This is a genomic window from Corynebacterium sp. HMSC08D02 (assembly GCF_001807505.1).
GTDB classification, from domain to species: domain Bacteria; phylum Actinomycetota; class Actinomycetes; order Mycobacteriales; family Mycobacteriaceae; genus Corynebacterium; species Corynebacterium pseudogenitalium.
The window spans coordinates 51,557-75,788 of the sequence record NZ_KV789238.1; the positions used below are offsets into that span (position 1 = coordinate 51,557).

The following is a 24,232-nucleotide window of genomic DNA, read 5'->3' on the forward strand; positions in this document are numbered from 1 at the left end:
CCGCTACTTCTCGTCGTCCTCATCGTCGTCGAAGCTGAGGTCATCCAGGTCGATGTCATCCTCGTCCTCAACCACCACGTCAGGCGCGAAGGAAATACCGGCCTTGACCTGCTCCTCAATAATCTTGCGGACGCCCTCTTCCAGCTCCTCGACCTTCTTCTCGTCGACTGGCTCCGCCAGCGCGAGTTCGCCGACGAGGATCTGGCGCGCCTTGCCCAGCATGCGCTTCTCGCCCGCAGACAGGCCCTTGCCCTGGTCACGGCGCCACAGGTCGCGGACAACCTCCGCCACCTTATTAATGTCACCGGACGCGAGGCGCTCCTGGTTCGCCTTGTAGCGGCGGGACCAGTTGCCGGCCTCCTCGACGTCGGTCTCGCGCAGCACCGAGAAGACCTTCTCCAGGCCCTCCTTGCCGACGACGTCGCGCACACCGACAAGCTCGGTGTTCTTTACAGGAACGCGGACCTCAAGGTCCGACTGGAGGATTTGCAGTACGAGAAAGTCGAGCGTTTCTCCGCCAATTTCGCGCTGCTCGATGTCGGCGATGCGTGCCGCACCATGATGCGGATAGACAACCACTTCTCCGACTTTGAATTCCATGAACACTCCTTGAGGATGACAACCGGCTCAGTAACCTCACCACCCTACCATTACGGGCCGTAATGGGGACGCGCACCCGCGATGCGCCGAACTCAACTAAAGTTTAACCCCACCCGCGCCGCCTGGGCCTGGTACGCGTGAGGAAACTGTGAAAAGTCTAGGTCCAGGCGCTAGGGTTGTGCGGAGAAACATATATGTGAAACAAGAACGATGGAGGACACCCACGTGAAGTCCCTGAAGCCGGTTTTCGCACTCGCAACCGCACTGCTCATGGCCGGATGCTCCGCAGGCCAAATCACTCAGACCTCTGACCAGGTGGCTGCAGTTGACGGCGCCAACGTCGAAACCGAGAACGGCGAGCTGGCCGTACAGGACGTCACCGTCGTCCTCGACGAGACCGGCTCCGCAGCACTGAAGTTCAGCGCGCTGAACCAGGACACGTCGATGACGTCGCACTCGCTGCGTTCCGTTTCCGTTGACGGCACCCCGGTCAGCATCGAATCCTCGAAGGAAATCGGCTACAACTGCGTGCTTGTTGGTGACTCCGCTGCAGGCTTGGACCGCATGCCGCAGGATGACGGCAAGAACTGCATCGAGTACATCCGCACCGCCCTGCCGAACGACAGCTTCGCGTACGGCGGCACCGTGCCTGTGACCTTCACGTTCGACACCGGCACCCTCGAGGTCAACGCCCCGGTTTCCGCTCCGCTGCTGCCTTCCGGCCAGGTCCACCGCGACCTGAACAAGTAAGGCTCTATGGCGAAGAAGCCTCGGGTGATCCACACCTGTTCCGAGTGTGGATACTCCTCTCCTAAGTGGCTTGGCCGCTGCCCTGAATGCGGCTCTTGGGGGACATTGCAAGAATCAGCGCCGGTGGTTACCGCCACCCGCGCGACGGGGGTCTCCAGTGCGCCGCGTGCCGCTGCACTCACGCCGCAAACGCCTGCGCGCCCAATCACAACTATCGACGCCGCCGCGACCAAGACGGTGCGCTCCGGCATCGGCGAGCTTGACCGGGTGTTGGGCAACGGCGTCGTGCCTGGGTCGGTGGTGCTCATGGCGGGCGAGCCGGGCGTCGGCAAGTCGACGCTGCTGCTTGAGGTGGCCTCGCGCTGGGCGGCGATCGATGGGCGCAAGGCGCTCTACGTCACCGCCGAAGAGTCGGCGGGGCAGGTCCGCGGGCGCGCCGAACGCACCGGCGCACTGCGGGAGCGCCTCTACCTGGCGGCCGAGTCCAACCTGGACATCGTGTTTGGTCACGTGGAGCAGATCAAGCCCTCGCTGCTCATCGTGGACTCGGTACAGACGATGCACGCTCCCGGTGTGGAGGGCGTGCCGGGCGGCGTGGCGCAGTCCCGCGCGGTCACGGCCGCGCTGACCACGCTGGCGAAGACCACTCACCTGCCGATTCTGCTGGTAGGGCACGTGACCAAGGACGGCAACGTCGCGGGCCCGCGAGTGCTCGAGCACCTGGTGGACGTGGTGCTGAACTTCGAGGGCGACCGGCAATCAAGCCTGCGTATGCTGCGCGGCATCAAGAACCGATTTGGCGCGACCGATGAGGTGGGCTGCTTCGAGCAGACCGCCGAGGGGATCCGCGAAGTACCGGACCCGTCCGGGCTGTTCCTCTCCCACCGCGGCCGCACCCCGGATGGTTCCGCGGTGACCGTGGCGATGGACGGGGTGCGCCCAATGCTCGCGGAGGTGCAGGCGCTCACCGTGGACCCGGTGAACAAGTCGCCCCGGCGCGTGGTCACGGGCCTGGACGGCAACCGCGTGCCGATGGTGCTGGCGGTCCTGCAGGCGCGCTGCGGGCAGCGCACGAACGACAAGGACGCCTACGTGGCAACCGTGGGTGGGGTGCGCATCACGGAGACCGCGACCGACCTAGCGGTGGCGCTGGCGACCTGGTCGAGCCTGCACGAGACACCGCTGCCACCAAAGACGGTGGTGATCGGGGAGGTCGGCTTGGCCGGCGAGATCCGGCGGGTGCCAAACCTGGGCCGTCGCCTGCAAGAGGCAGCACGCCTGGGATACGAGCACGCAATCGTGCCCGCGGGCGAGTCACTGCAGGTCCCGGGCCTGCGAATTGAGCAGGTGGCCACGGTTGGCCAGGCTATCGCTACACTTGCACAGCATGAGTGATGACACGATGCGCGCCGCCCTCGAGCGCCTCGCCCCCGGCACCGCACTTCGCGACGGCCTCGAGCGAATCCAACGTGGCCACACCGGTGGCCTCATCGTCCTCGGCGACGGGCCGGAGGTCGTCGAGATTTGCGACGGCGGCATCGCCTTCGACGTCGCCTTCCAGCCACCGCTGCTGCGCGAGCTGTGCAAGATGGACGGCGCCGTCGTTTTATCCGCCGACGGCTCCCGCATCACCCACGCCAACGTGCAGCTCGTGCCCAGCCCGCACTTCCCCACCAGTGAGTCCGGCACCCGCCACCGCTCCGCGGAACGCACCGCGCTGCAGACCGGCAGGCCGGTCATCTCGGTGTCGGCGTCGATGAATACGGTGACGGTGTACGCGGGTGGGCGTCGCCACCGCTTGGAGGAGCCGGCGGTCCTGATGGGCCGGGCGAACCAGGCACTGTCCACGGTGGAGCGCTATCGCCAGCGCCTCGACATGTCGAACCACCGCCTGTTCGTGGCAGAGATGAACAACTATGCCACCGTCGCCGACGTGCTCAACGTGCTGCAGCGCCAGCTGATGCTCGAGCGCGCCGTCACCGATCTGGAGCTGAGCATTGTGGAGTTGGGTGTCGACGCCCGCCAGCTCAGCCTGCAGCTTTCCGAGCTGGAGGGCAACAACGCCCACGACGTTGAGATGCTGGTGCGCGACTACATCGCGACGACCACCGTGCCCACGGACGAGCAGGTCCACCAGGCCCTCGATGCCTTGGACACCCTGCCGGATTCGGAGCTGCTGAACACGACCACGTTGGCGCGCCAGCTGGGGCTGCCCGCGAACGAGGAGAACCTCGTGCAAGCGCTGATCCCACGTGGCTACCGGGCGCTTGCGCGCGTGCCTCGCGTGCAGAAGTTCTTGATGGATCAGATCGTGGCCGTCTTCGGCACGCTGCCCGCCATTTTGGAGGCGCAGCCGGAAGACTTGAGCTCCGCAGACCACGTGACCAGCCTGTGGGCGCGCCACATCTACGAGGGGTTGCGCCGCCTCAGCTAAGTCAGGTTGAACGGGACTGCGTCGGAGGCGTTGTCGCCGATCACGGTGTGCAGGTAGTAGGACCCAGCTGGTACCGGCTGGCGGTCGGTGCACACGTTCGACTGCGAGCTGGTACCCGACCAGCGGGCTTCAAAGCCACGCTTCGAGTCACGCGGGAACGTCTCCTGACCAGCAAAGACAGGGTCAAAGCAGTCGACGTCGGACCACACGCGGTTGTTGGTAGCCATGTCGTAGACTTCAAAACGCATGATGTTGGTGTCCAGGTCGATGACGCAGTCCGCGTCCGTCGGGTTCTGCACTTCCATGTAGAACACCGGCTGCTCCCCTACCGCGTACGACGGCTGGTTTGTCGACGCCACCACACGCAAATCCTTCAGCTCACATGTGCCTGATGGGGCAGCCTGCGTGTGCTCTGCTGACGAGGTCGGCTCGGTCGGCTCACCGGATGCGCTTTCCTTTGCAGTTTCGGACTCACTCGGCGTCGCGGCACCCGGTTCCGGCACCGTCGGCTCCGTGACAGGCGTGGTGGTGGGCGAAGTGGACGTCGATACGTCGGCGTCGCCGCCGCCTGAGCGCGCCATAGCGCTCAACCCCCACACCAGGAACACCACGAGCACCAACAACGCAACGAGCGCCGCAACGCGGCGGCGCCGGTAGATCTCGGGAGGAAGCGGATGCTGGTTAGTCATGCCCCTTACTCTATACCGAAGTTTTCCATGGTCGGGTGAACCTGGCCATCGGCAAGTTGGTAGCGTGCCGCAACTACGCCGACAGTGCCGTTCGCCAAACGCTCCGCGAGCACCGGCACGCGCTCAATGAGGTGCTGCGCGCTCAAGTTCGCGTGGGTGACCTCAACATCCTTCGGGTCACGCGTGGGCGACTGAAGCACCGACGGCACGATCTTCTCCACGAACACGCGCACCAACCCGTCCGGGACTTCCTCCGTCTCCACCGCGTTGAGCGCCGTACCGACCGCGCCACAGGACTCATGCGACAGGAACATCACCAGCGGCACATTCAGCCCTTCCACCGCGTACTCGACGGAGGCGGACACCGCGGCGTCGACGCAACCGCCCGCTGTGCGGATGACGAAAATGTCGCCGAAGCCGACGTCGAAAAGCAGCTCAACTGGGACACGCGAATCCGAGCAAGCGACGACGGCGGCGATGGGGTTCTGGCCGTCTCGGAGCTGTTCGCGCCACGTGGGGTCGCGGTGCGGGTGCGTCTCCTGGCTTGCAACGAATCGTTCATTTCCTGCCCTGAGGAGTTCCCACACCTCACGAGGCGTCTTTTCTGTACTCATAGGCTATATTTTGGCAGAGATGACTGAGGATATGGCCAAAATTCGAACAAACCTCCAACCCGCCGAGATTAACCCGTGGTACCGCGCCAACGCGCGTGAGCTTCCGTGGCGCGCACCAGGCACAAGCGCGTGGGGCGTGCTACTCAGCGAGGTGATGAGCCACCAGACACAGGTGGCGCGCGTCGCCCCCATCTGGGAGGAGTGGATGCGGCGCTGGCCCACCCCGGAAGCCTTCGCAGCCGCCGGCGCCGACGAGGTGTTGCGCGCCTGGGGCAGCCTCGGCTACCCGCGCCGCGCGCTGCGTCTGCTGGAGTGCGCGCGAGTGATCACTGAGCTTCATGACGGCCACGTCCCCCGCAGCGTGGAGGAGCTGCTGGCACTGCCCGGCATCGGCGATTACACGGCCCGCGCCGTGGCCTGCTTCGCGTACAGGGAAAACGTGCCGGTGGTGGACACGAACGTGCGCCGGGTGGTCGCGCGCGCCGAGCGCGGGCGGCCCGTCGCACACCCGCGCAAGGCGGAGCTCCAGGAGGTGGCGGCACTGCTGCCCGCCGACGATTTGGAGTGGGACGGCCCGACCTTTTCGGTCGGCCTGATGGAGCTCGGCGCCCTCGTGTGCACCGCCACAAACCCGGACTGCGGGGCGTGCCCGGTCAGCCGCTGCGCGTGGGTGGCAGCGGGCAAGCCAGAGCCGAACCCGGAGGAGCAGCGCAAGAAGAAGACACAGCGCTTCGCCGGCACCGACCGGCAGGTGCGCGGCAAGATCATGCGGGTGTTGCGCGGCGCGTCCGCACCCGTGCCACAACGCGACATCGACGTGGTGTGGCCCGATGCAGCGCAACGCTCCCGCGCCCTATTTTCACTCCTTGAGGACGGCCTCGCCGTCCAAGACGACGCCGGCTACTTCCACCTACCGCGGTAATTAAACCCACCGGGCAGCTTCACCCACACGCCGCCGCGCGAGTTGAACGTGACAGGGCCGACCTTCGTGGAAGCCGAAGCACCAGACTTAGAGAAGTTCAGCCACGAGTTCTTACTCACCTTGTGCTTCTTGCGATAATAAATTCCCATGCGCTCAGACTACACATAGACTGTCCGCATGACTTCGAGCGTTTTGATCGCATTCGCGATGACCCTGTTGGCCGGCATCTCCACCGGCATCGGCGGGGTGGTCGTGGCGCTCAAGTCCACCATTGGCGACAGGTTCCTCGCCGGCAGCCTCGGGTTCTCCGCTGGAGTGATGGTCTACATCTCACTCGCGGAGCTGCTCCCCGCGGGCATTGACGCCCTCGACCAGGGCCGCGCGATCCTCGGGTTCTTCGGCGGGGTGGCGCTGATCGCGGTGATCGACAAGCTGGTGCCGCACGACATCAACCCGCACGAAAGCATCCAGGGCGACGAGGACAAACGCGCCCAAGCGATGCGGCGCGCCGGCGTGATCACCGGCGTGGCAATCGCCCTGCACAACTTCCCCGAGGGCTTCGCCACCTTCATGTCCGCGCTCGCCGACCCGTACCTGGCCATCCCGATCGCCGTCGCGATCGCGCTGCACAACATCCCAGAAGGCGTCGCCGTGGCAGTCCCGCTACGCGAAGCCACCGGCCGACGTTGGTGGGCCGCCGGGTGGGCCACCCTCTCAGGGCTTGCTGAACCGCTCGGAGCGCTCGTCGGGTACCTCATCCTCGCGCCCTTTATGGGGCCGACCACGATGGGCTACTCCTTCGCGGTGATCGCCGGAATCATGGTGTTCATCAGCTTCGACAAGCTGCTGCCGAACGCGATTGCTACCGGGCACCACCACTACAGCGTCTACGGCGTCATGGGTGGCATGGCGATTATGGCCGTGAGCCTCATGCTGCTGCCCTGACAATTGTACGTCACAGACATTTGTACGTTAAACTCCCGACCATGAAACATCATTGGTCAAAAATTTCCCTGACCATAGCCTGCGCTATGGCCCTCGGCGCCACGACAGCGCCCATCGTTGACGCCACCCCACTTTCATCCGAGAGCGCCACCTCCCAGCGCTTCACGCAACGTGTGAAGCCACAGCTCGTCCGCTACGAAACCACCACCGAGGACGGCTCCCGCGCCCCCGTCACCGCCACCCTCTACGACACCCCCGACGCCAAAGGTCTCGTCGCCTTCGCCCCCGGCACGCGCGGCCTCGGAGACCACTGCGCCCCGAGCAACAGCCCCGCTATTCTGCGCACAGCCAACTAAAAATCAGTCAATATTGACTACGAGCGCGGCATCGTACGCAAGCTTGTCGACGCCGGCTACCGCGTCATCGTCACCGACTACGTCGGCCTCGGCACCCCAGGCACGCACACCTACCTCAACCGCATCGACCAAGGCCACGCCGTCATCGACGCTGCCCGCACCGCCGCACACGACGGCGAAAAAATCGCTTTCTGGGGCTACTCCCAAGGCGGTGGCGCCTCCGCCGCAGCAGCCGAACTCGTCGCCGACTACGCACCCGAACTCAACGTCGTCGCCGCATTCGTCGGCGCCCCACCCGCCGATCCGCTCGCAGTCCTGGAACAAGCAACCAGCAAGCAGATCAGCGCCGTCGTCGGCTTCGCCGCTGTCAGCTTCGCGTCCACCTACCCTGACTTCCGCGAAGCCCTCTACGCCGAACTCAACGAAGAAGGCGTCGATACGCTCGAGGCGCTCTCCAATGCCTGCATGGCGGAGGCACCCCGCGTCGCGCCGAAACCCTTCACCGAGTACACCAAGAGCGGCGAAAGCCTCGCCGAACTCGCCCAGGCCAACGCGACCCTGCGGGCGCGCCTCGACCAGAACAAACTCGGCCGCGTGCCCACGAGCATGCCGACCCTCGTGCTCACCAACCCTGACGACGACCTGGTCCCTTCTCCACAAGTGACCCAGCTCGCCCGCGACTACTGCAGCGTGGGCGCACCGGTGGAGTACCGAGCAGTTGCCATGCAAGGTGTCCGCCCCGAAGCCCCCTTCGCCAACGTCGACGGCTCCGCCCACACCCTGCCCCTCTACCTAGAAAGCTCCAACGCCATCACCTGGCTCGACGAGCGCTTCGACCCCGACGCGGCCGCATTCACCGCAACCTGCCCCATCCCCGACACTCCCCCAATCCAGTCTGACCATCTCATCCTGCAGTACACCAACGAAACCATCGGCGCGATCTTCCTCGGCATCCTCGGCGTGCTCAGCGCCGTTGGGATGGGTGCCTGGATGGTCGGCACGGGGCTGATGCGCTGACCTAGTTCGGGCAGAGGGGCGTCGTTTACAATGACCGACTATGCACATTCGGTCTACACTTTCAGCGCTGTGCGCCCTCGCACTCGCCGCTCCCCTCGCCCCCTCCGCCGCCGCGAGCTCGCTCGACCCGTTGAGCTCCGTGGCGGAGGTGGGCTCCTCCGCCATCAAATCCGCCTTCCGCCCCGCGCCGAAAGTCGTGCGCTACGAAACCACCACTGAGTCCGGCACGCGCGCGCCAGTCACCGCCACCCTCTACGACAGGGACAACGCGAAGGGGCTCGTCGTCATCGCGCCCGGCACCCGCGGTATGGCCGACCACTGCGCACCCAGCAAGAACACCTCGCTGATCTCCTCCGACTCAGGGACCTCCTTCAGCGTCGACTACGAGCGCCCCATGGCCCACATGCTTCTCGACGCCGGCTACCGCGTCATCGTCACCGACTACGTCGGCCTCGGCACCCCAGGTACGCACACGTATCTCAACCGCGTCGACCAGGGACACGCCGTCATCGACGCCGCCCGCTACGCCGCACACGACGGCGAAAAAGTCGCGTTCTGGGGCTACTCCCAAGGCGGCGGCGCATCCGCCGCAGCAGCCGAACTCGTCGCCGACTACGCACCCGAACTCAACGTGGTCGCCGCATTCGTCGGCGCCCCACCCGCCGACCCACTGGCCGTACTCGAACAGTCCCGCGGGACTCTGATCACCCCAGTCGCCGGTTTCGCCGCCGTCTCCTACTCCTCCACCTACCCCGACTTCCGCGAAGCCCTCTACGCCGAACTCAACGCGGAAGGCGTGCGCACCCTCGACGCCCTATCCAAGGCGTGCATCCTCGACGCCGTCCGAATCGCCCCCAAGGAATTCAAGGCCTACACGAAACGTGGCGTCAACCTGGCCGAACTCGCCCACGACAACCCCGTCCTGCGAGCCCGCCTCGACCAGAACAAGCTCGGCCGCGTCCCCACCAAAGTCCCAACACTCGTGCTCACCAACCCCGACGACGACATGGTCCCCGCCCCACAAGCCGTCCAACTCGCCCGCGACTACTGCACGCTCGGCTCACCCGTGGAGTACCGCAGCGTCTCTATCCCCGGCACCCGATCCACGCCACTCGACTCCGGGTCCTCCACCACCCCATTCGCAAACCTCGCCGGTGCTGGCCACGCCCTGCCAATCGTCCTCGAGACCGCCCACGTGATCACCTGGCTCGACGAGCGCTTCGACCCACACGCGCCAGCCTTCACCCCGAACTGCAACATCCCCGACAACACCTCCATCAACACCGCCTCGAACTACCAGTACACCGGACCAGTCGCCGACGCCATCCTCTTCGGCATCTTCGCTGTACTCAGCGCTGTAGGTTTAGGCACCTGGCTCGTTGGCTCCGGCCTGCCGAACCCGGCTTTGGTGTGGGCGCACCAAATTCGCTGATTTGGGAGCGCGTTTTTTGCGTTTCCCCCAGGTCGCTGCCACCGCGCGAGGGAATTTGGTGCATCTTTGGATGCGCTGAGTGCCAAAGGACGCAATTCTAAAATCCACGGCCTCCATTCTTGCAGGTCAGAAACGTGCTAGACGTATAAGGTTGCGTCTATTGGCACTGGACCGGCTACGATCGCACCAAATTCGCTGATTTAGGAGCGCGTTTTTGCGTTTCCCCAGGTCGCTAACGCCGCGCGAGGGAATTTGGTGCATCTTTGGATGCGCTGAGTGCCAAAGGACGCAATTCTAAAATCCACGGCCTCCATTCTTGCAGGTCAGAAAAGCACTAGACGTATATGGGTGCGTCTATTGGCACCAATACCCACCCCACCAAGACAAAAAGAAAGCCGCACCACCAGGGTGCGGCTTTCCAACCTATTGATTAGACCGGTTCAGGTCCCCGACCGTCGGAATCGGAGTCGGAGTCAGGCTCAGGACCAGACTCTGCGCGCTCGTCCGGGAACTGGGAGGCCTCGGTCTCCGGGGTGCCCTCGGAAGGGGCGATGTCACGCACGGCTTTCTCCTCAGGTTCGTCGGACGCGGCGTCCTCACCGAACGTCTCCGCTGGCAGCGGGCGTGGGCGCGGAGTGAACGTGAAGGTCGCGTCCGGCGCTGCCTTGCCGCGGGTGTTGCGGGCGGCTTCGACGTCGCCGTCCCAGCCTTCGACGTCGACGGTAATGATCTCGCCGGCGCCGATCTCGCCGAACAGGATCTTCTCCGAAAGCAGGTCCTCGATCTCGCGCTGGATGGTGCGACGCAGCGGGCGCGCACCGAGCACTGGGTCGAAGCCGCGGATGGCCAGGAGGTTCTTGGCCTTCTCGGTAAGCTCGATGCCCATGTCCTGCGCGGCCAGGTTGGTGTCCACGCGGCTGATGAGCAGGTCCACCATCTGCACGATTTCTTCCTGGGTCAGCTGGCGGAAGACCACGATTTCGTCGATGCGGTTGAGGAACTCTGGTCGGAAGTGCTTCTTCAGCTCGTCGTGAACCTTGTTCTTCATGCGCTCGTACTGGGCATCGGCGTCGGTGGCGGTGTTGCCGGTGAAGCCGAGGCCGACTGGCTTGGAGATGTCGCCGGTACCCAGGTTGGAGGTGAAGATGAGCACGGTGTTCTTGAAGTCCACCATGCGGCCCTGGCCGTCAGTGACGTGGCCTTCCTCGAGCACCTGGAGCAGCGTGTTGTAAATCTCCTTGTGCGCCTTCTCGATCTCGTCGAAGAGGACCACGGAGAACGGCTTGCGGCGGACCTTCTCGGTGAGCTGGCCGCCCTCCTCGTAGCCGACGTATCCCGGAGGGGCACCGAAGAGGCGGGAAGCGGTGAAGCGGTCGTGGAACTCGCCCATGTCGACCTGGATGAGGGAGTCCTCGTCGCCGAAGAGGAACTCGGCAAGTGCCTTGGACAGCTCCGTCTTACCAACGCCGGACGGGCCGGCGAAGATGAAGGAGCCGGATGGTCGCTTCGGGTCCTTGAGCCCGGCGCGGGTGCGTCGGATGGAGCGCGACAGGGCGCGGACGGCTTCGTCCTGGCCGATGATGCGCTTGTGCAGCTCGGACTCCATGTTGAGCAGGCGCGAGGACTCGGACTCGGTGAGTTTGAAGACTGGGATGCCGGTCCAGTGCGCGAGCACATCGGCGATCTGGTCTTCACCGACCTCGGCGATTTCCTCGAGGTCGTCAGAGCGCCACTTCTTTTCCTTTTCCTTGCGCTCCTCGCCGAGCTTGCGTTCGGTATCGCGCAGGCCAGCCGCCTTCTCGAAGTCCTGGGCGTCGATGGCGGCTTCCTTCTCACGGCGGACGTCGGCGATGCGCTCGTCGACTTCGCGCAGCTCGGAAGGGGCGGTCATGCGCTTGATGCGCATGCGGGCGCCGGCCTCGTCGAGGAGGTCGACGGCCTTGTCCGGCAGGAAGCGGTCGTTGATGTAGCGGTCCGCGAGGGTGGCGGCGGCCTTGAGGGCGTCGTCGGTGTAGGAGACGCGGTGGTGCGCCTCGTAGCGGTCGCGCAGGCCACGCAGGATGGTGACGGTGTCCTCGACGGAGGGCTCGTCGACCTGGACGGGCTGGAAGCGGCGCTCGAGGGCGGCGTCCTTCTCAATGTGCTTGCGGTACTCGTCGAGCGTCGTCGCGCCGATGGTCTGGAGTTCGCCGCGTGCCAGCTTCGGCTTGAGCAGCGAAGCAGCGTCGATGGCGCCTTCGGCAGCGCCGGCGCCGACGAGGGTGTGGATCTCGTCGATAAACAGGATGATGTCGCCGCGCTGGTTGATCTCCTTGAGCACCTTCTTCAGGCGCTCCTCGAAGTCACCGCGGTAGCGTGAGCCTGCAACCAGAGAGCCCAGGTCGAGGGAGTAGACCTGCTTGTCCTTGAGCGTTTCGGGGACGTTGCCGTTCGCAATGTCGAGCGCGAGGCCCTCCACGACGGCAGTCTTGCCGACGCCCGGCTCACCAATGAGCACCGGGTTGTTCTTGGTGCGGCGCGAGAGCACCTGCATGATGCGCTCGATTTCCTTGTCGCGTCCGACCACCGGGTCGAGCTTGCCCTCGCGGGCTGCTGCGGTGAGGTTGCGGCCGAACTGGTCGAGCACGAGCGAGTTGGAACGCTCGCCCTGCTGGCCCGGGCGCGGCCCACCCATGATGCCTGGGCCCTGGCCGGCGCCCGCGAAGCCCGGACCGCCGCCCTGCGGGGTCTCCGGGTTCTGTGCTTCGCCGCCCTCGTAGCCGGAGAGCAGCTGGATGACCTGCTGGCGCACGCGTGGCAGGTCGGCGCCGAGCTTAATCAGCACCTGGGCTGCGACGCCATCACCCTCCCGGATGAGGCCGAGCAGCAGGAACTCGGTGCCGATGTACTTGTGCCCCATCTGCAGGCCTTCGCGCAGGGAGAGCTCCAGTACCTTCTTGGCGCGTGGGGTAAATGGGATCTGGTCAGTGACCGGCTGCGTGCCGTGCCCGATGATCTCGATGACTTCGGAGCGGACGTCGTCAAGATTGATACCCATGGACTCGAGCGCCTTTGCTGCGACGCCTTCGCCTTCTTTAATAAGTCCGAGCAGGATGTGTTCGGTACCCATGAAGTTATGGTTCAGCTCGCGCGCCTCCTCCTGGGCTAAGACGATGACGCGGCGGGCCCTATCGGTAAACCTCTCAAACAACTGGCTGACCCCTTACTAATAACGGTTTTTAAAGAGTTGTCACCAACCATAACGCCCCCGGCGGACACATCGTCCCGCCGAGGGCGTCACTTCATGGCTTCAGGGGCCATTACACCAGCTCAGGTCGGGTGTTCGCTCGTAGCGAACAGAGGCTTTTCGACGCCTCCTCCGGCCCCAACCGGCCAGTTTAGAGCAGGTCGCGCAGCACCGGATCCGCGATCTTGAGCACGTTCTCGCGTGCTTCCTTCGCGGTCGGGGCGTCGACGGCAAAGTTCGCCATCTGGCGGCAGGTGTCACGGTCGTGCAGGCGCAGCGCGGCGCGCACCGCGTTGACCTTGCCCGGCGCCATGGACAGGGAGCTCACGCCCAGGCCGACGAGGACGAGCGCCATGAGCGGGTCGCCGCCTGCCTCGCCGCACACGCCGATGGACTTGCCGGTGGCTTCGCCGCCGCGGCAGGTCTCACGGATCATGGCCAGCGTTGCCGGCTGCCACGGGGTGAGCAGCTCTGCCAGCTCGCCCTGCATGCGGTCGGCAGCCATGGTGTACTGCGACAGGTCATTGGTGCCGATGGATGCGAAGTCCGCGATGTCCAGGATGTGGGAGGAGCGGATCGCGGCCGCGGGAGTCTCCACCATCACGCCGACCTTCGGCAGGCCGTGGGCGCGTGCGCGCTCCGTGAACCAGCGGGTCTCCTCGACCGTGGCCACCATTGGGGCCATCACCCACAGTTCAGCCTCCGGGACAGCCTTGTGTGCTGCGGCCAGCGCCTTGAGCTGGTCGTCGAGGAGGTCTTCGCGGGCCATGGACAGGCGCAGGCCGCGACGGCCCAGTGCCGGATTCTCTTCCTCGCCGAGGTCGGCGAAGGACAGCGGCTTGTCGGCGCCTGCGTCCAGGGTGCGCACGACGACGCGGCGGTCACCGAATGCGCGCAGCACCTTGGTGTACGTCTCGGTCTGCTCCTCGACGCTCGGGGCAGAGTCGCGGTCCAGGAAGAGGAACTCGGTGCGGAACAGGCCGGAACCTTCCAGGTCGTAGCCGGAGGCCTTTGCGGCGTCGTCCGCGGTGCCGATGTTGGCCAGCAGCTTCACGCGGTAGCCGTCGCGGGTGGCACCCTCACCGGAGGAACCAGCCAGCGCAGCGGCGCGGCGGCGGGACCGCTCTTCGAGTTCGGCGACGTCCGACTCGTTCGGGGCGACGATCACTTCGCCGACGCCGCCGTCGAGGGCGATCGCTGGGGCGTCGACAAGCGCTTCGCTAATGCCCTTGACCTGCACCGCTGCGGGGATGCCGAGCTGCGCGGCGAGGATCGCCGTATGCGATGTCGCGCCGCCGGCCTCCGTCACGATGCCGACGACCAACTCCGGATCCAGCGTGGCCGTCTCAGCAGGTGCAAGGTCGTTCGCGACGAGCACGGACGGCTCGGTCAGCGCTGGAACGCCCGGCTCCGGCAGCCCGCGCAGGCGCGCGGTGGCGCGGTCGCGGATGTCGTAGAGGTCGGTGACGCGCTCAGCCATGTAGCCGCCGAGCTTGCGGAACTTCGCCGCGTAGGCCTCCACCGCGTCGTGGACCGCCTTGGTCACGCCGCTGCCCTTCTTCAGCTCTTTCTTAATGCCGCGCACCAGGCCACGGTCCTTCGCCAAGGCGGCGGTGGCCTCAAGGACAGCCTTGGATGTTTCGGAGTTTGCGTGCTCTGCGCGCGCCGTCAGGGACGCGGAGACTTCTTCCAGGACCGCGACGACACGCTCGCCGTCAGCGTCTGGGTCGGTGCATGGTTGTTCGTGCTCGTCGATACCAACGGCGGGTGTAACAACTGCGACCGGGCCAGAGGCGGTACCTGAGGAAACCCCGATCCCATACAAGACGGTGCGGTCAGTCATGAGTGTGTCCTTTCAGCAATCAAGCTAATGGTATTACATTTGATGGTACGCGCTGAGGCGCGCAATGTGCAGAGCAAGGTACGCAATTTCATCTTCTGTCAACGCTGTATCGAAGCGAAGCTCCACTACAGCGGCCACTTTTCGGGCGCACTCAACTTCCCGCGGGTAACTGCGCGTCAACTCACGCGCCAGCGGAGAATTTCCGCGCTCGAGTTGTTTCCCCTGCTCAAGGCGAACAAACAAATAACGAATGTGTGTAATAAACCGGGCCACATTTATCGACGCCGCTTCGAACTCCACCCCAAACTCAGCCGCAATGATCTGCATCATCTGCTGAATCAACCCCGTCATCCGGTACGTATGCGCCAGGTCACCGGTGTTGAAACCGGCGTTGACCAGGTGCATCGCAAGCGCGGTGGCTTCGGTGGTGGGCAGGGTGGCGTCGAAAAGAATGTTGATGTGCTCCAGCAGGCGTTCGCCCTGTGCATACTCTGCTGGGTACAAGTGCTGGACCTCGGCGCGCAACGGGTAGGCGATCTCTTCGCCGCGGGAGGCCCGCTCAAGTGCATTAATAATGTGGTCCGTCACCGCGGTGACCAGCGTGATGCTGGGCTTTGCGCCCACGGCCTCCAACGCTGCGGTCACACGGTGTATATCTTCGGCGGGAAGCCCGGCAATCATTTGGCCGGAGTGGTCCGGGTCCCGACCATCCGCCGGAACAAATACTCGCTGCACCTTCGACTCGTCGAGGACGTCGCCTTTCTTTGCCCCAAAGGCGATGCCTCGACCGGTCACCACAACATCCTCCGACCCGCGGCGGGCCAGGACGACGTTGTTGTTAAAGATGCGCAGTATTTGCATGTGTTCGACCCTACTTGGTTACCCCCAACAGTGGCTGGCCGACCTCGGCCTCACCAGTGGCGATATCTTCCACAGCGGCCAGCGACTTGGAGTTGACCACGGTCATAATCACCGTGGTGTCCACGCCGTGACCTGCGATTGCGCCGAAGTCGACGTCCGCGAGGGCGTCGCCAATCTCGACGCGCTGCTTCTTCTCCACGAGCGGGGTGAAGCCTTCGCCCTTCAGCTTGACGGTGTCAATGCCGATGTGGACGAGGACCTCGACGCCGTCGTCAGTCTTGATGCCGTAGGCGTGCCCCGTCTTCGCAACAGAGATCACCTTGCCAGCAACCGGCGCCACAACCTTCTCGACGCCACCTTCCGGCAGCACACCAATCGCCTGGCCGAGCGCACCGGATGCGAACGCGGCGTCCTGGATCTGATCCATCGGGACAACCTTGCCTGCGATCGGCGCGGTGACCTCGCGGGTGTCCGCTGCTGGGGTCGCCGCAGCTGCAGGCGCGTCGGCATCTGCTGCTGCAGCGGCTGGAGCGGCCGCCGCTGGGACCGCCGCCGGAGCTGCTGCAACTGCCGGAGCTTCCTCCTGCTCTTTTTCCTCCTGTGCCGCGCGTGCGCGAGCCAGGGCCTCTTCACGCTCCTCCGGCGTGCGGTAGTCGGTGAAGTAAATGACAAAGAAGGAAGTGAAGAACGCAACCGCAATCGCGATGACGTAGACCCACATCGGGCTGAAGACCACGGTGGTCAAAAGCGAGGTGAACACGAACGCGTTGGTCTGCACACCACCGAACGGGGTGCCCAGGATCGCGATGGTCAGGCCACCGGTGAAGCAGCCCACCAGCATGCGCGGGTAGATCCTCTTGTAGCGCAGGTGAATACCGTAGAGGGACGGCTCCGAAATACCACCGAACAGACCAGCTGCCAGCGCCGACCCGGAGGTCTGGCGCATGACTGGATCCTTATCGCGCAGCGAGAGCGCGAACACAGCCGCGGTTGCACCGAAGCAGGCGAAGTTCCAGGCACCCATTGGGCCCTGGATGAAGTCGTAGCCCAGGGTCTGGATGTTGACCAGCATGAGGGCGTTGAGCGGCCAGTGCAGGCCGAGCGGCACCAGGAACGGGTACAGCATCGGGATCAAGATTGCGAACACGAACGGCGCGTTGCCATTGAGCCATGCAAGGCCAACACCGATCCACGCGCCGAGCGCGTAGCCGAGCGGGCCAATCACGATCGCGGTAACCGGGATCATCACCAAGAGGGTGAGGAACGGCACGAACACCATGTGGACCGCGGATGGAATAATCTTCTGGAAGCCCTTGTACACCAGGGCCGCCACGACCGCCATGATCAGCGGCACGAACACGTTGCCGCCGTAGTCAGGCAGCACCATCGGCAAGCCCATCACCGTCACGCGGCTGACCTCGGTGCCGAGCAGGTTGTTGACCTCAGTCACAGCATCCGGGTGGTCCGCCAGCCCCATGAACTCGGGGGTGAACAGCGCCAGGATGACAGCGGCAGGCACCCACGGCTCAATGTTGAGCTTCTTGCCCGCGTTGTACGCCACCATCACCGGCAGGAAGTAGAACACCGAGCGCCACATCGCGTCGACGAACTGCCAACCCGGCGTCTTGACCTCCGCACGGAAGTCAACAAAGCCCAGCGCGTCCATCACCGCAGCAAACGCAATAATTAGCGACGCCCCAAGCAACACACCCAGAATCGGCCTAAAGGAGTCCGAGAGGTACTCGAAGAAGGCGTCCATCCACGGCACCTTGCCCTGCGCCTTCGCGCGCTGGGCCGCCTTCACGTCGTCGTTGCTCTGGCTACCACGCGACTGCATCTCCGGCAGGTTATTCATCGCGTTGTACACCGTCGCGACGTCCCCGCCAACAATCACCTGGTAGTGCGACCCGCCCTGCGGCACCGCACCCATCACCTTCGGGTTCGCCTCAAGACGCTCCTTGTCAGCCAGGGAGGCGTCGTTGAGCTCAAAACGCAAACGGGTCGCGCAGTGCGTAAAGGACGCAATGTTGTCCGCACCGCCAATCCCCGCAAGGATATCCGCCGCCTGCTCCTGCAAGCCGGCCTGCTTGGTTGCCATGTTCACTCCTTTTCTTCAAAGAACCAGGGATGAAAAAAGACCCGGGACGCGAAAACGTCCCAGGTCTTGCCCCGCCGAACCCGGCAGGTAACAACCCTGTGGTTGGTATTACGTTCCACTATATGCCGGAACGTTTTGGTGTGCAATAAGTTTGCTCTCAGCTGGGAACCATCGCTCCAGCAGCAGCGCTGCCCACATCGCCAGCGACGCCAACCCGATCAGGTTGCCCATGTACCAAAGGGGCGTCGAGAAGCTGTAGGCATCAACCTCCGGGTAGAGCTGGTACGACGGCACAAACAGCACCGCGACGTAGAGCACGTACGCGAGCTTCCACACCGACGGCACCGCCGCAAAAATCAGCGGGACCGCCAACATCACGCAGGAGAAGTGGTGCGACACCGCGTAGGGTCCCCCCACGCTGATACCCAGCGCGACGAAGAACAGCGCATGCACATCCAGGCCGCGACGCAGCAGGTACCACGCGCCCAAACCGGTAAGCAGGGCGAACACCAGGAAGATGACACCAGTCGGGGCCTCCAGCCCCGCACGCGCGAACAGGCCGGACAGCGCCTGGTTCGGCGGGTACATCGCGTTGCCGCCGCGGTCGGTGTTGAAGAACTCGTCGGTGAAGTAGTACCAGGTCTCCGCCGGACGCATCAGCACACCAATCAGAATCGTGCCCACAAACGTCCCGGCCGCACGCGCCACCGACGCCCAATCTTTCTTCACCAAGAACAAAATCGCGAACGCCGCCGGCGTGATCTTAATCCCGGCCGCAATACCCACACCTACACCGCGCAACTGCCTCGGCAACAGGCCCAGCACATCCACCACGACCAGCGCGAACAGGAACACGTTAATCTGACCGAAGAAGAAATTCGCCTGCAATGGATCAATCGCCAAGGACCACGCAATCACCCCCCCCAGCACCAGCGGGGTCACCTTCACGTCTAGCCTGCGTAGCGCCAACCACGAAATGAGCGCCACGCACGCCATCGTCGCCAACGTCCACACCATGTCCATCACCGGCTCGGGCATCCACGTCAGCGGAACAAACAGCAAGGCCGCGAACGGCGGGTAGATGAAGCGGAATCCGCTACGAGTCGGGAAGTCGTCGTACAGGTCGGCGCCGCTGATCAGGGCGTTGCCGGCGTCGCGAAACACGCCGACGTCCAGCAACTCGCCGCGCGCCGCACTGCCAAAAACCTCACTGAGCCCACTCGCGGCCGCGAGCACACCAACGAGCACCCACACCCACAACGAAACCTGCTTCACCATCGAATCGCCTTACGCCCATCACTGTTGACTAACTCTGCTGCCTAACTCTGCGCATCATACCGATACAAAGGGACACGAATGAACTACACTACGGAATACACCTTTCCCGACTGCTTTAAACGAAGGAAGCGCATGAACAACCAGCAGCCCATATATGACAAAGACGGCCTCCCCATCACGCAGCCAACCAGCCAGTTCCAAGGGTTCGGGCAGTACGGGCAAGCCGGGCAGTTTGGGCAGGGTTCACCGTACGGGCAACCGCAGATGCAACAGTTCGCACCTGCACAAATGCAGTCAGCATACGGGTACGCCGTACCCCAAAAGAACAAGTTCCTCGCGGCGGCGTTGTTCTTCTTCCTTGGCTCGTTTGGCATCGGCAACTTCTACCTTGGGCAGAACTTCCGGGGAGTCACCAAAGTGGGGCTCTTCCTGACCGGCAGCCTCTTCAGCCTGATCCCATTCGTCGGCTGGATCGTTTCCACCCCGATCTTCTTCGCACTGTGGGTGTGGTGCATCATCGAGATGATCATGGTGCTCGTCGGCGGCGGAGGCTACGACACCGACGCCAATGGGATCCCGCTGAAGTAGGACACAAGCAGAAAGTTCACGGCCGCCAAGCTGAACTGCGCACCAGATCCCCGAATTTTAAAAAGTGCTATCAGAATAACAGCTGGTCAACAAAGGGCTAGCGTTTTAATAGGCGGGAATTTGGTGCGCGCCCAGCCAAGCCACGGGGAACTTTTCCACAGCAGCACGCGAACGTGGCCAAGCAAAAAGCCCGGCGGCCTGGGAAAACACAAAATCCCAAGCGCCGGGCCCATCTAAACCCAAGCGAACTAGCCCTACGCCTCCGGCTTCACCAGCGGGAACAGGACTGTCTCGCGGATGCCCAGGCCGGTCAGGGCCATCAACAGGCGGTCGATGCCCATACCGCAACCGGCGGTTGGCGGCATGCCCTGCTCCATCGCGGCGAGGAAGTCCTCGTCGAGGACCATGGCTTCGTCGTCGCCGTGTGCGGCGAGGCGGGCCTGGTCTTCGAAGCGTTCGCGCTGGATGACGGGGTCGACAAGTTCGGAGTAGCCGGTGGCCAGCTCGAAGCCGCGGACGTAGAGGTCGAACTTCTCGGTGACGCCGGGCTGCTCGCGGTGGTCGCGGGTCAGCGGGGACGTCTCGACTGGGAAGTTGATCACGAAGGTCGGCTCGTACAGCTGGTCGGAGCAGAGGTGCTCCCAGATCTCCTCGACGAGCTTGCCGTGCAGCCAGCCCTCATCCTTCGGCACCTTCAGGCCGATGACGTCAGCGATGCCCTTCAGTTCCTCCACGGAGGACTCGATGGTGACCTCAGGCTGGCCCGGGAACTTGCGCTGCAGCGCCTCGTTGAGGGAAGGGTACATCTCCATGACCTTCCACTCGCCGCCGAAGTCGTACTCGGTGCCGTCTGGAAGGGTGACGGTGGTGGAGCCGAAGACTTCCTTCGCGCAGAACTGCACGAGTTCCTGCATGGTCTTCGCGCCGTCCTTGTAGGTGCCCCACGCTTGGTAAGTCTCGAGCATGGTGAACTCGGGCGAGTGGGAAGAGTCGACGCCCTCGTTGCGGAAGTTGCGGTTGAGTTCGAAGACGCGCTCAATGCCGCCGACGACGCAGCGCTTGAGGTAGAGCTCCGGCGCAATGCGCAGGTAGAGATCCATGTCGAGCGCGTTGGAGCGGGTAATGAACGGGCGGGCTGCGGCGCCGCCGTGCAGGGTCTGCAGCATCGGTGTCTCAACCTCGACGAAGTCGTGGCCGGTGAGGAACTTACGCACAGCTGCGATGACCTTGATGCGGGTCATGGCGTTCTTGCGGGCGTCCTCGCGCATGATGAGGTCGGTGTAGCGGTGGCGGACGCGCTGCTCCTCGTTCATGTCAGCGAACGCGACCGGAAGTGGGCGTAGCGCCTTGGACGCCATGTGCCAGGACTGCGCCTGGACGGAGAGCTCGCCGCGGCGGGAAGCGATGACGCGGCCACGCACGGAGACGATGTCGCCGAGGTCGGTGTCGGCCTTCCAGGACGCGAGCGCCTCCTCCCCTACCTCTGCGAGGGAAAGCATGACCTGCAGCTGGGTGCCGTCGCCCTCCTGGAGGGTGGCGAAGCAGAGCTTGCCGGTGTTGCGCTGGAACATAATGCGGCCCGCGACGGCGACGACGTCCTGGGTCTCTTCGCCCGGCGCGAGGTTGAACTTGCCGTCGCCTTCGCCCTCGGGCACGGCACGGTACTTCTGGCGCAGCTCGCGCAAGGAGGTCGTGCGGTCGACGACGACTGGGTAGGCGTCGCGGCCTTCGCTCAGAAGCTTTTCGCGCTTCGCACGACGGAACTGTTGCTGTTCGGAGAGGTCCTGCGTTGTTTGATTCTTCACGCTGACCTAGCCTAGTCGGTCCGGGTCAGCCGTGGTCAATTAGTCGTGTATTCGGCTTGCCTCCCACGAAGCACACGGCTACAACGACGAGCAGCATGCCGACGCCTCCAACGATGAAGGCGCGCGCCGTCCCGTCGGAGGCGCTGCCGGTGGCCTGGGTGCCCATGGTCATCGTTGCGATGAACACCGCGGTGCCCGCCGCCCCGCCGAGCTGCTGCAGCGTGTTGAGCGCCGCGGAGCCGTGGGCGTAGAGCTGCGACGGCAGCGAGGACAGTGACACGGTCATGAGCGGGGTCATGATCATGGACATCGCCACGTTGACGAGGATCAGCACGGCGACGAGCTGCCACTGTGGGGTGTCATCGGCGAGGATGGCCACGAGGATCCACTGGGAGGCCAACATCAGCACCGCACCCGGGATGGCCAGGGGGCGTGGGCCGTAGGCGTCGTAGCAGCGCCCCGCAATTGGGGACGCGACGCCCTGCGCGATACCGCCGGGCAGGAGAATCAGGCCGGTGGCAACGGTGGAGATACCAAGGCCGACCTGCATGTAGACGGGCAGGATGTTCACGGTGCCCAGCAGGATGCCGAAGGCGATGAACACGCCCACAACGGAGAAGGCGAAGTTGCGGTGGGCAAACACACTCAGGTCAAGCAGCGCGCGCCCGGTTGGCGCCAGTCGCAGCTGCCTGCGCACGAACAGCACCAGGAACACCGCGCCGACCGCCAGGGCAACAAGAGGGGTCCAGGAATCGCCGGTGAGCAGGGAGGTGATCGTCGATAAGCCGTAGACGAGGCCGCCGAACGCGAGTGCTGAAAGGAGCACCGACAGGATGTCGAGTGGGGCGTCGTGGCGCTCGCCGACGTTCGGGAGGGCGAACACCGCGAGCAGCACCGCCACGGCTGGGATGGGCACCATCACCCAGAAGATGTGGTGCCAGGTAAACGCGCCGAGCACGAATCCGGCGAGCGTGGGCCCAAGGGCGGGCGCCACCGACATCACCACCGCGTTGAGCCCCATCACCGTGCCGCGGCGCTGCGGGGCGACCACCGTCACGGTGACCGTCATGAGCAGCGGCAACATCGCCGCCGTGCCGAGTGCCTGCACCACGCGCGCGGCGAGCAACACCCCGAACGAGGGCGCGGTGGCCGCCATGACGCAGCCGACGATGAACAGCGCCATCGAGGCGAAGTAGACGGTGCGGGTGCTCAGGCGTTGGATGACGAAGCCGGAGGCCGGGATCGCGACGGACATGGTGAGCAGGAAGCCGGTCATCAGCCACTGGGCTGTGTCGGCGGGTACGCCGAAGTCCGCCATGATTGCGGGCAGGGCAACAGCGACGGTGGTCTCGTTGAAGATCATCATCATCGCGGAGACCACCAGCACTCCAATAAGCAGTACTGGGTTCGTTGATTTCATAGCCCGGCTTAGGCTACTCCTCGTCGGTCGCTGGGGCACACAGTGGCAGGTCGAGGCGCTGTGCCTCGGCATCATCGCCGTTGATGACCACCATGTACTCACGCTCAGTGCGCGGGGTCAGCACGAAGGCTGGCGGGGTGGCGTCGGGAAGCTGGTAGTCGTAGATGAGGCACTCGCCGGAGCCCAGCACGACGGCTTCCTTCGGGTCCGGCAGGACGCGATCGAGCGCATCAGAGGACACATACTTTGCGACGGAGACCCCCAACGTCTCGTTCGCGCAGCGGATCTTGCCCTCCTGGCCCTCGTCTGGCGTGGCGGAGTCACAGATCAGGCCGTGCCAACCCTTCTGCCCAGCCTTGTCGGACACGATGCCAGGGTAAGTCTCGGCGATTTCGGCCTCGACGCCGACCCACTCCTCACCGCGGTGCTGCATCCAGTACCAGATGCCGCCTGCGGCGATGAGCAGCAGCGCCACGATGGCCGCGATCAACGGCCAGAGCTTGAACTTCTTCTCGTCTTCTGGGCGCACGTACTCGCCGGTCGGCCCATACGGGTAGGGCTGCGGTGGCTGGCGGTAGCCGTCGGTGGCGCCCGGCGCGACCGGGGACACCTCCGGCTCATCGAGGGGTTCACCGGCGACGGCGTTGAGGTAGCCGACGCAGCCGGTGGCGGCGTTGGCGGCGTCCTCGTCAACGTCGAGGCCGGTCATGGAGTTAAAAAGGTCGATAAAGCTTGCGACGTTCGCCGCGTGTTGCTCCTCGGCGTGCTCGGGTGCGGTGGCCGTCGGGCCAACCAGGGTGAGCTTGACGGGGACGCTGGACCAGGCTGGCTGCACCAGCATCCGGGAGGCGTCCACGGAGCGGGCCACGAACGCGCCGAGGCCCTGGGCGTCGTAGTCATCGATGGCTTCGGCCACGCCGATGAGCAGCTCGCGGGCCTCGGCGGGGGTGAATACGCCGCCGTCGGCGTGCTTGTCGGCGATCAGACGGGCGAGCGAAGCGCCGGTCGGGGCTTCGCGCAGTACGTAGAGGTGGCCGTCGTCGGTGTAGCCGGCGCTGCGCGGCTGGAACGCGCCCGGGTGGTTCGAGGCGGCAAGCGCCCGGTTCAGGCCTGCGATGTCGCGGCGTTGGTTCTCGGGCTGGGTGGCGTCGAAAAGCTCGACTTCGACGGCCTGGCCTGCATCATTGCTGGCGACGAAGAGCTGTGAGTCTTCGGTGCGCCCTGTGGCTTGGACTTGCTCGGGGGTGAAGTCCATGCCGAAGCGCTCGTTCAGGATTCCAGCAATCAGGTCTATAGGCATGCCAAAGAGTGTAGCGAATAACTCGCCGTTTCTCGCTATGGCCCTCGTCTTTCC

At 64.6% G+C, this 24,232-nt stretch carries 21 protein-coding genes; 9 read left to right on the forward strand and 12 right to left on the reverse strand.

Going from position 1 to position 24,232, the window contains the following annotated elements:
- Window positions 1-3 precede the first annotated feature (3 nt).
- The gene (locus tag HMPREF3170_RS04650; protein WP_070361918.1) at window positions 4-600 is read right to left on the reverse strand and encodes a CarD family transcriptional regulator; all 597 of its coding nucleotides are present in this window, start codon (window positions 598-600) and stop codon (window positions 4-6) included.
- A 210-nt stretch (window positions 601-810) separates the two neighbouring features.
- On the opposite strand from HMPREF3170_RS04650, the gene HMPREF3170_RS04655 reads away from it, so the two are divergent.
- The 3 genes from HMPREF3170_RS04655 to disA are packed head-to-tail and all read left to right on the forward strand — an operon-like array spanning window position 811 to window position 3,784.
- Window positions 811-1,350: a hypothetical protein gene (locus tag HMPREF3170_RS04655; protein ID WP_070361917.1), complete on the forward strand. Its 540-nt coding sequence runs from the start codon at window positions 811-813 to the stop codon at window positions 1,348-1,350.
- 6 nt (window positions 1,351-1,356) lie between these two features.
- The gene (radA, locus tag HMPREF3170_RS04660) at window positions 1,357-2,745 is read left to right on the forward strand and encodes a DNA repair protein RadA (protein ID WP_071573134.1); all 1,389 of its coding nucleotides are present in this window, start codon (window positions 1,357-1,359) and stop codon (window positions 2,743-2,745) included.
- Window positions 2,738-3,784: a DNA integrity scanning diadenylate cyclase DisA gene (gene disA / locus HMPREF3170_RS04665; RefSeq protein ID WP_070361915.1), complete on the forward strand. Its 1,047-nt coding sequence runs from the start codon at window positions 2,738-2,740 to the stop codon at window positions 3,782-3,784. The genes radA and disA overlap by 8 nt, the downstream gene beginning before the upstream one ends.
- On the opposite strand, the gene HMPREF3170_RS04670 is transcribed toward disA, so the two are convergent.
- Together HMPREF3170_RS04670 and HMPREF3170_RS04675 are read right to left on the reverse strand one after the other, a co-directional pair.
- Entirely contained in the window at window positions 3,781-4,473 is a 693-nt protein-coding gene (locus tag HMPREF3170_RS04670; protein WP_070478114.1) for a hypothetical protein, read from the reverse strand. The two genes, disA and HMPREF3170_RS04670, sit on opposite strands and share 4 nt — an antisense overlap.
- Window positions 4,474-4,478: 5 nt before the next feature.
- Entirely contained in the window at window positions 4,479-5,087 is a 609-nt protein-coding gene (locus tag HMPREF3170_RS04675; protein WP_070478115.1) for a carbonic anhydrase, read from the reverse strand.
- A 19-nt stretch (window positions 5,088-5,106) separates the two neighbouring features.
- Between HMPREF3170_RS04675 and HMPREF3170_RS04680 the strand changes: the two genes are divergently transcribed.
- Window positions 5,107-6,009 carry an HhH-GPD family protein gene (locus HMPREF3170_RS04680; protein ID WP_246814915.1) on the forward strand — a complete coding sequence of 301 codons (903 nt, stop codon included), beginning with the start codon at window positions 5,107-5,109 and terminating at the stop codon, window positions 6,007-6,009.
- On the opposite strand, the gene HMPREF3170_RS11270 is transcribed toward HMPREF3170_RS04680, so the two are convergent.
- A complete protein-coding gene (locus HMPREF3170_RS11270) occupies window positions 5,988-6,158 on the reverse strand; it encodes a DUF4236 domain-containing protein (protein ID WP_071565885.1) in 171 nt (56 codons plus the stop codon). The two genes, HMPREF3170_RS04680 and HMPREF3170_RS11270, sit on opposite strands and share 22 nt — an antisense overlap.
- 28 nt (window positions 6,159-6,186) lie before the next feature.
- Here HMPREF3170_RS11270 and zupT point away from each other — a divergent pair, with 28 nt between their 5' ends.
- The 4 genes from zupT (at window position 6,187) to HMPREF3170_RS04705 (ending at window position 9,759) form a co-directional block, all read left to right on the forward strand.
- Window positions 6,187-6,954 (forward strand): zinc transporter ZupT, encoded by a 768-nt coding sequence (gene zupT, locus HMPREF3170_RS04685; protein ID WP_070361911.1) that lies wholly within the window; start codon window positions 6,187-6,189, stop codon window positions 6,952-6,954.
- A 41-nt stretch (window positions 6,955-6,995) separates the two neighbouring features.
- Window positions 6,996-7,310 (forward strand): hypothetical protein, encoded by a 315-nt coding sequence (locus HMPREF3170_RS04690; protein ID WP_141742201.1) that lies wholly within the window; start codon window positions 6,996-6,998, stop codon window positions 7,308-7,310.
- A gap of 66 nt (window positions 7,311-7,376) precedes the next feature.
- Window positions 7,377-8,327 (forward strand): lipase family protein, encoded by a 951-nt coding sequence (locus HMPREF3170_RS11275; RefSeq protein WP_246814921.1) that lies wholly within the window; start codon window positions 7,377-7,379, stop codon window positions 8,325-8,327.
- 40 nt (window positions 8,328-8,367) lie between these two features.
- Window positions 8,368-9,759, forward strand: coding sequence for a lipase family protein (locus HMPREF3170_RS04705; protein WP_070478123.1), 1,392 nt, complete (start codon window positions 8,368-8,370; stop codon window positions 9,757-9,759).
- Between the two features lie 430 nt (window positions 9,760-10,189).
- On the opposite strand, the gene HMPREF3170_RS04710 is transcribed toward HMPREF3170_RS04705, so the two are convergent.
- The 5 genes from HMPREF3170_RS04710 to HMPREF3170_RS04730 form a co-directional block, all read right to left on the reverse strand.
- The gene (locus tag HMPREF3170_RS04710; RefSeq protein WP_070361908.1) at window positions 10,190-12,949 is read right to left on the reverse strand and encodes an ATP-dependent Clp protease ATP-binding subunit; all 2,760 of its coding nucleotides are present in this window, start codon (window positions 12,947-12,949) and stop codon (window positions 10,190-10,192) included.
- A gap of 187 nt (window positions 12,950-13,136) precedes the next feature.
- Window positions 13,137-14,828, reverse strand: a complete 1,692-nt coding sequence (gene ptsP / locus HMPREF3170_RS04715; RefSeq protein ID WP_070478125.1) for a phosphoenolpyruvate--protein phosphotransferase — start codon at window positions 14,826-14,828, stop codon at window positions 13,137-13,139.
- 33 nt (window positions 14,829-14,861) lie between these two features.
- Window positions 14,862-15,689: a PRD domain-containing protein gene (locus HMPREF3170_RS04720; protein ID WP_070478127.1), complete on the reverse strand. Its 828-nt coding sequence runs from the start codon at window positions 15,687-15,689 to the stop codon at window positions 14,862-14,864.
- A 10-nt stretch (window positions 15,690-15,699) separates the two neighbouring features.
- Window positions 15,700-17,787 (reverse strand): glucose PTS transporter subunit IIA, encoded by a 2,088-nt coding sequence (locus HMPREF3170_RS04725; protein WP_070478130.1) that lies wholly within the window; start codon window positions 17,785-17,787, stop codon window positions 15,700-15,702.
- Window positions 17,788-17,895: 108 nt separating this feature from the next.
- Complete coding sequence (locus HMPREF3170_RS04730; protein ID WP_070478132.1) at window positions 17,896-19,065, reverse strand: glycosyltransferase 87 family protein; 1,170 nt, start codon at window positions 19,063-19,065, stop codon at window positions 17,896-17,898.
- 132 nt (window positions 19,066-19,197) lie between these two features.
- Between HMPREF3170_RS04730 and HMPREF3170_RS04735 the strand changes: the two genes are divergently transcribed.
- Window positions 19,198-19,653: an NINE protein gene (locus HMPREF3170_RS04735; RefSeq protein ID WP_070478133.1), complete on the forward strand. Its 456-nt coding sequence runs from the start codon at window positions 19,198-19,200 to the stop codon at window positions 19,651-19,653.
- 254 nt (window positions 19,654-19,907) lie between these two features.
- On the opposite strand, the gene lysS is transcribed toward HMPREF3170_RS04735, so the two are convergent.
- From lysS to HMPREF3170_RS04750, 3 genes are read right to left on the reverse strand one after another with little or no spacing between them, the layout of a single operon-like run.
- Entirely contained in the window at window positions 19,908-21,458 is a 1,551-nt protein-coding gene (gene lysS, locus HMPREF3170_RS04740) for a lysine--tRNA ligase (protein WP_070478134.1), read from the reverse strand.
- 25 nt (window positions 21,459-21,483) lie between these two features.
- Window positions 21,484-22,878, reverse strand: coding sequence for a DHA2 family efflux MFS transporter permease subunit (locus HMPREF3170_RS04745; RefSeq protein WP_070478135.1), 1,395 nt, complete (start codon window positions 22,876-22,878; stop codon window positions 21,484-21,486).
- 13 nt (window positions 22,879-22,891) lie between these two features.
- Window positions 22,892-24,178 carry a hypothetical protein gene (locus tag HMPREF3170_RS04750; protein WP_070478136.1) on the reverse strand — a complete coding sequence of 429 codons (1,287 nt, stop codon included), beginning with the start codon at window positions 24,176-24,178 and terminating at the stop codon, window positions 22,892-22,894.
- Window positions 24,179-24,232 lie beyond the last annotated feature (54 nt).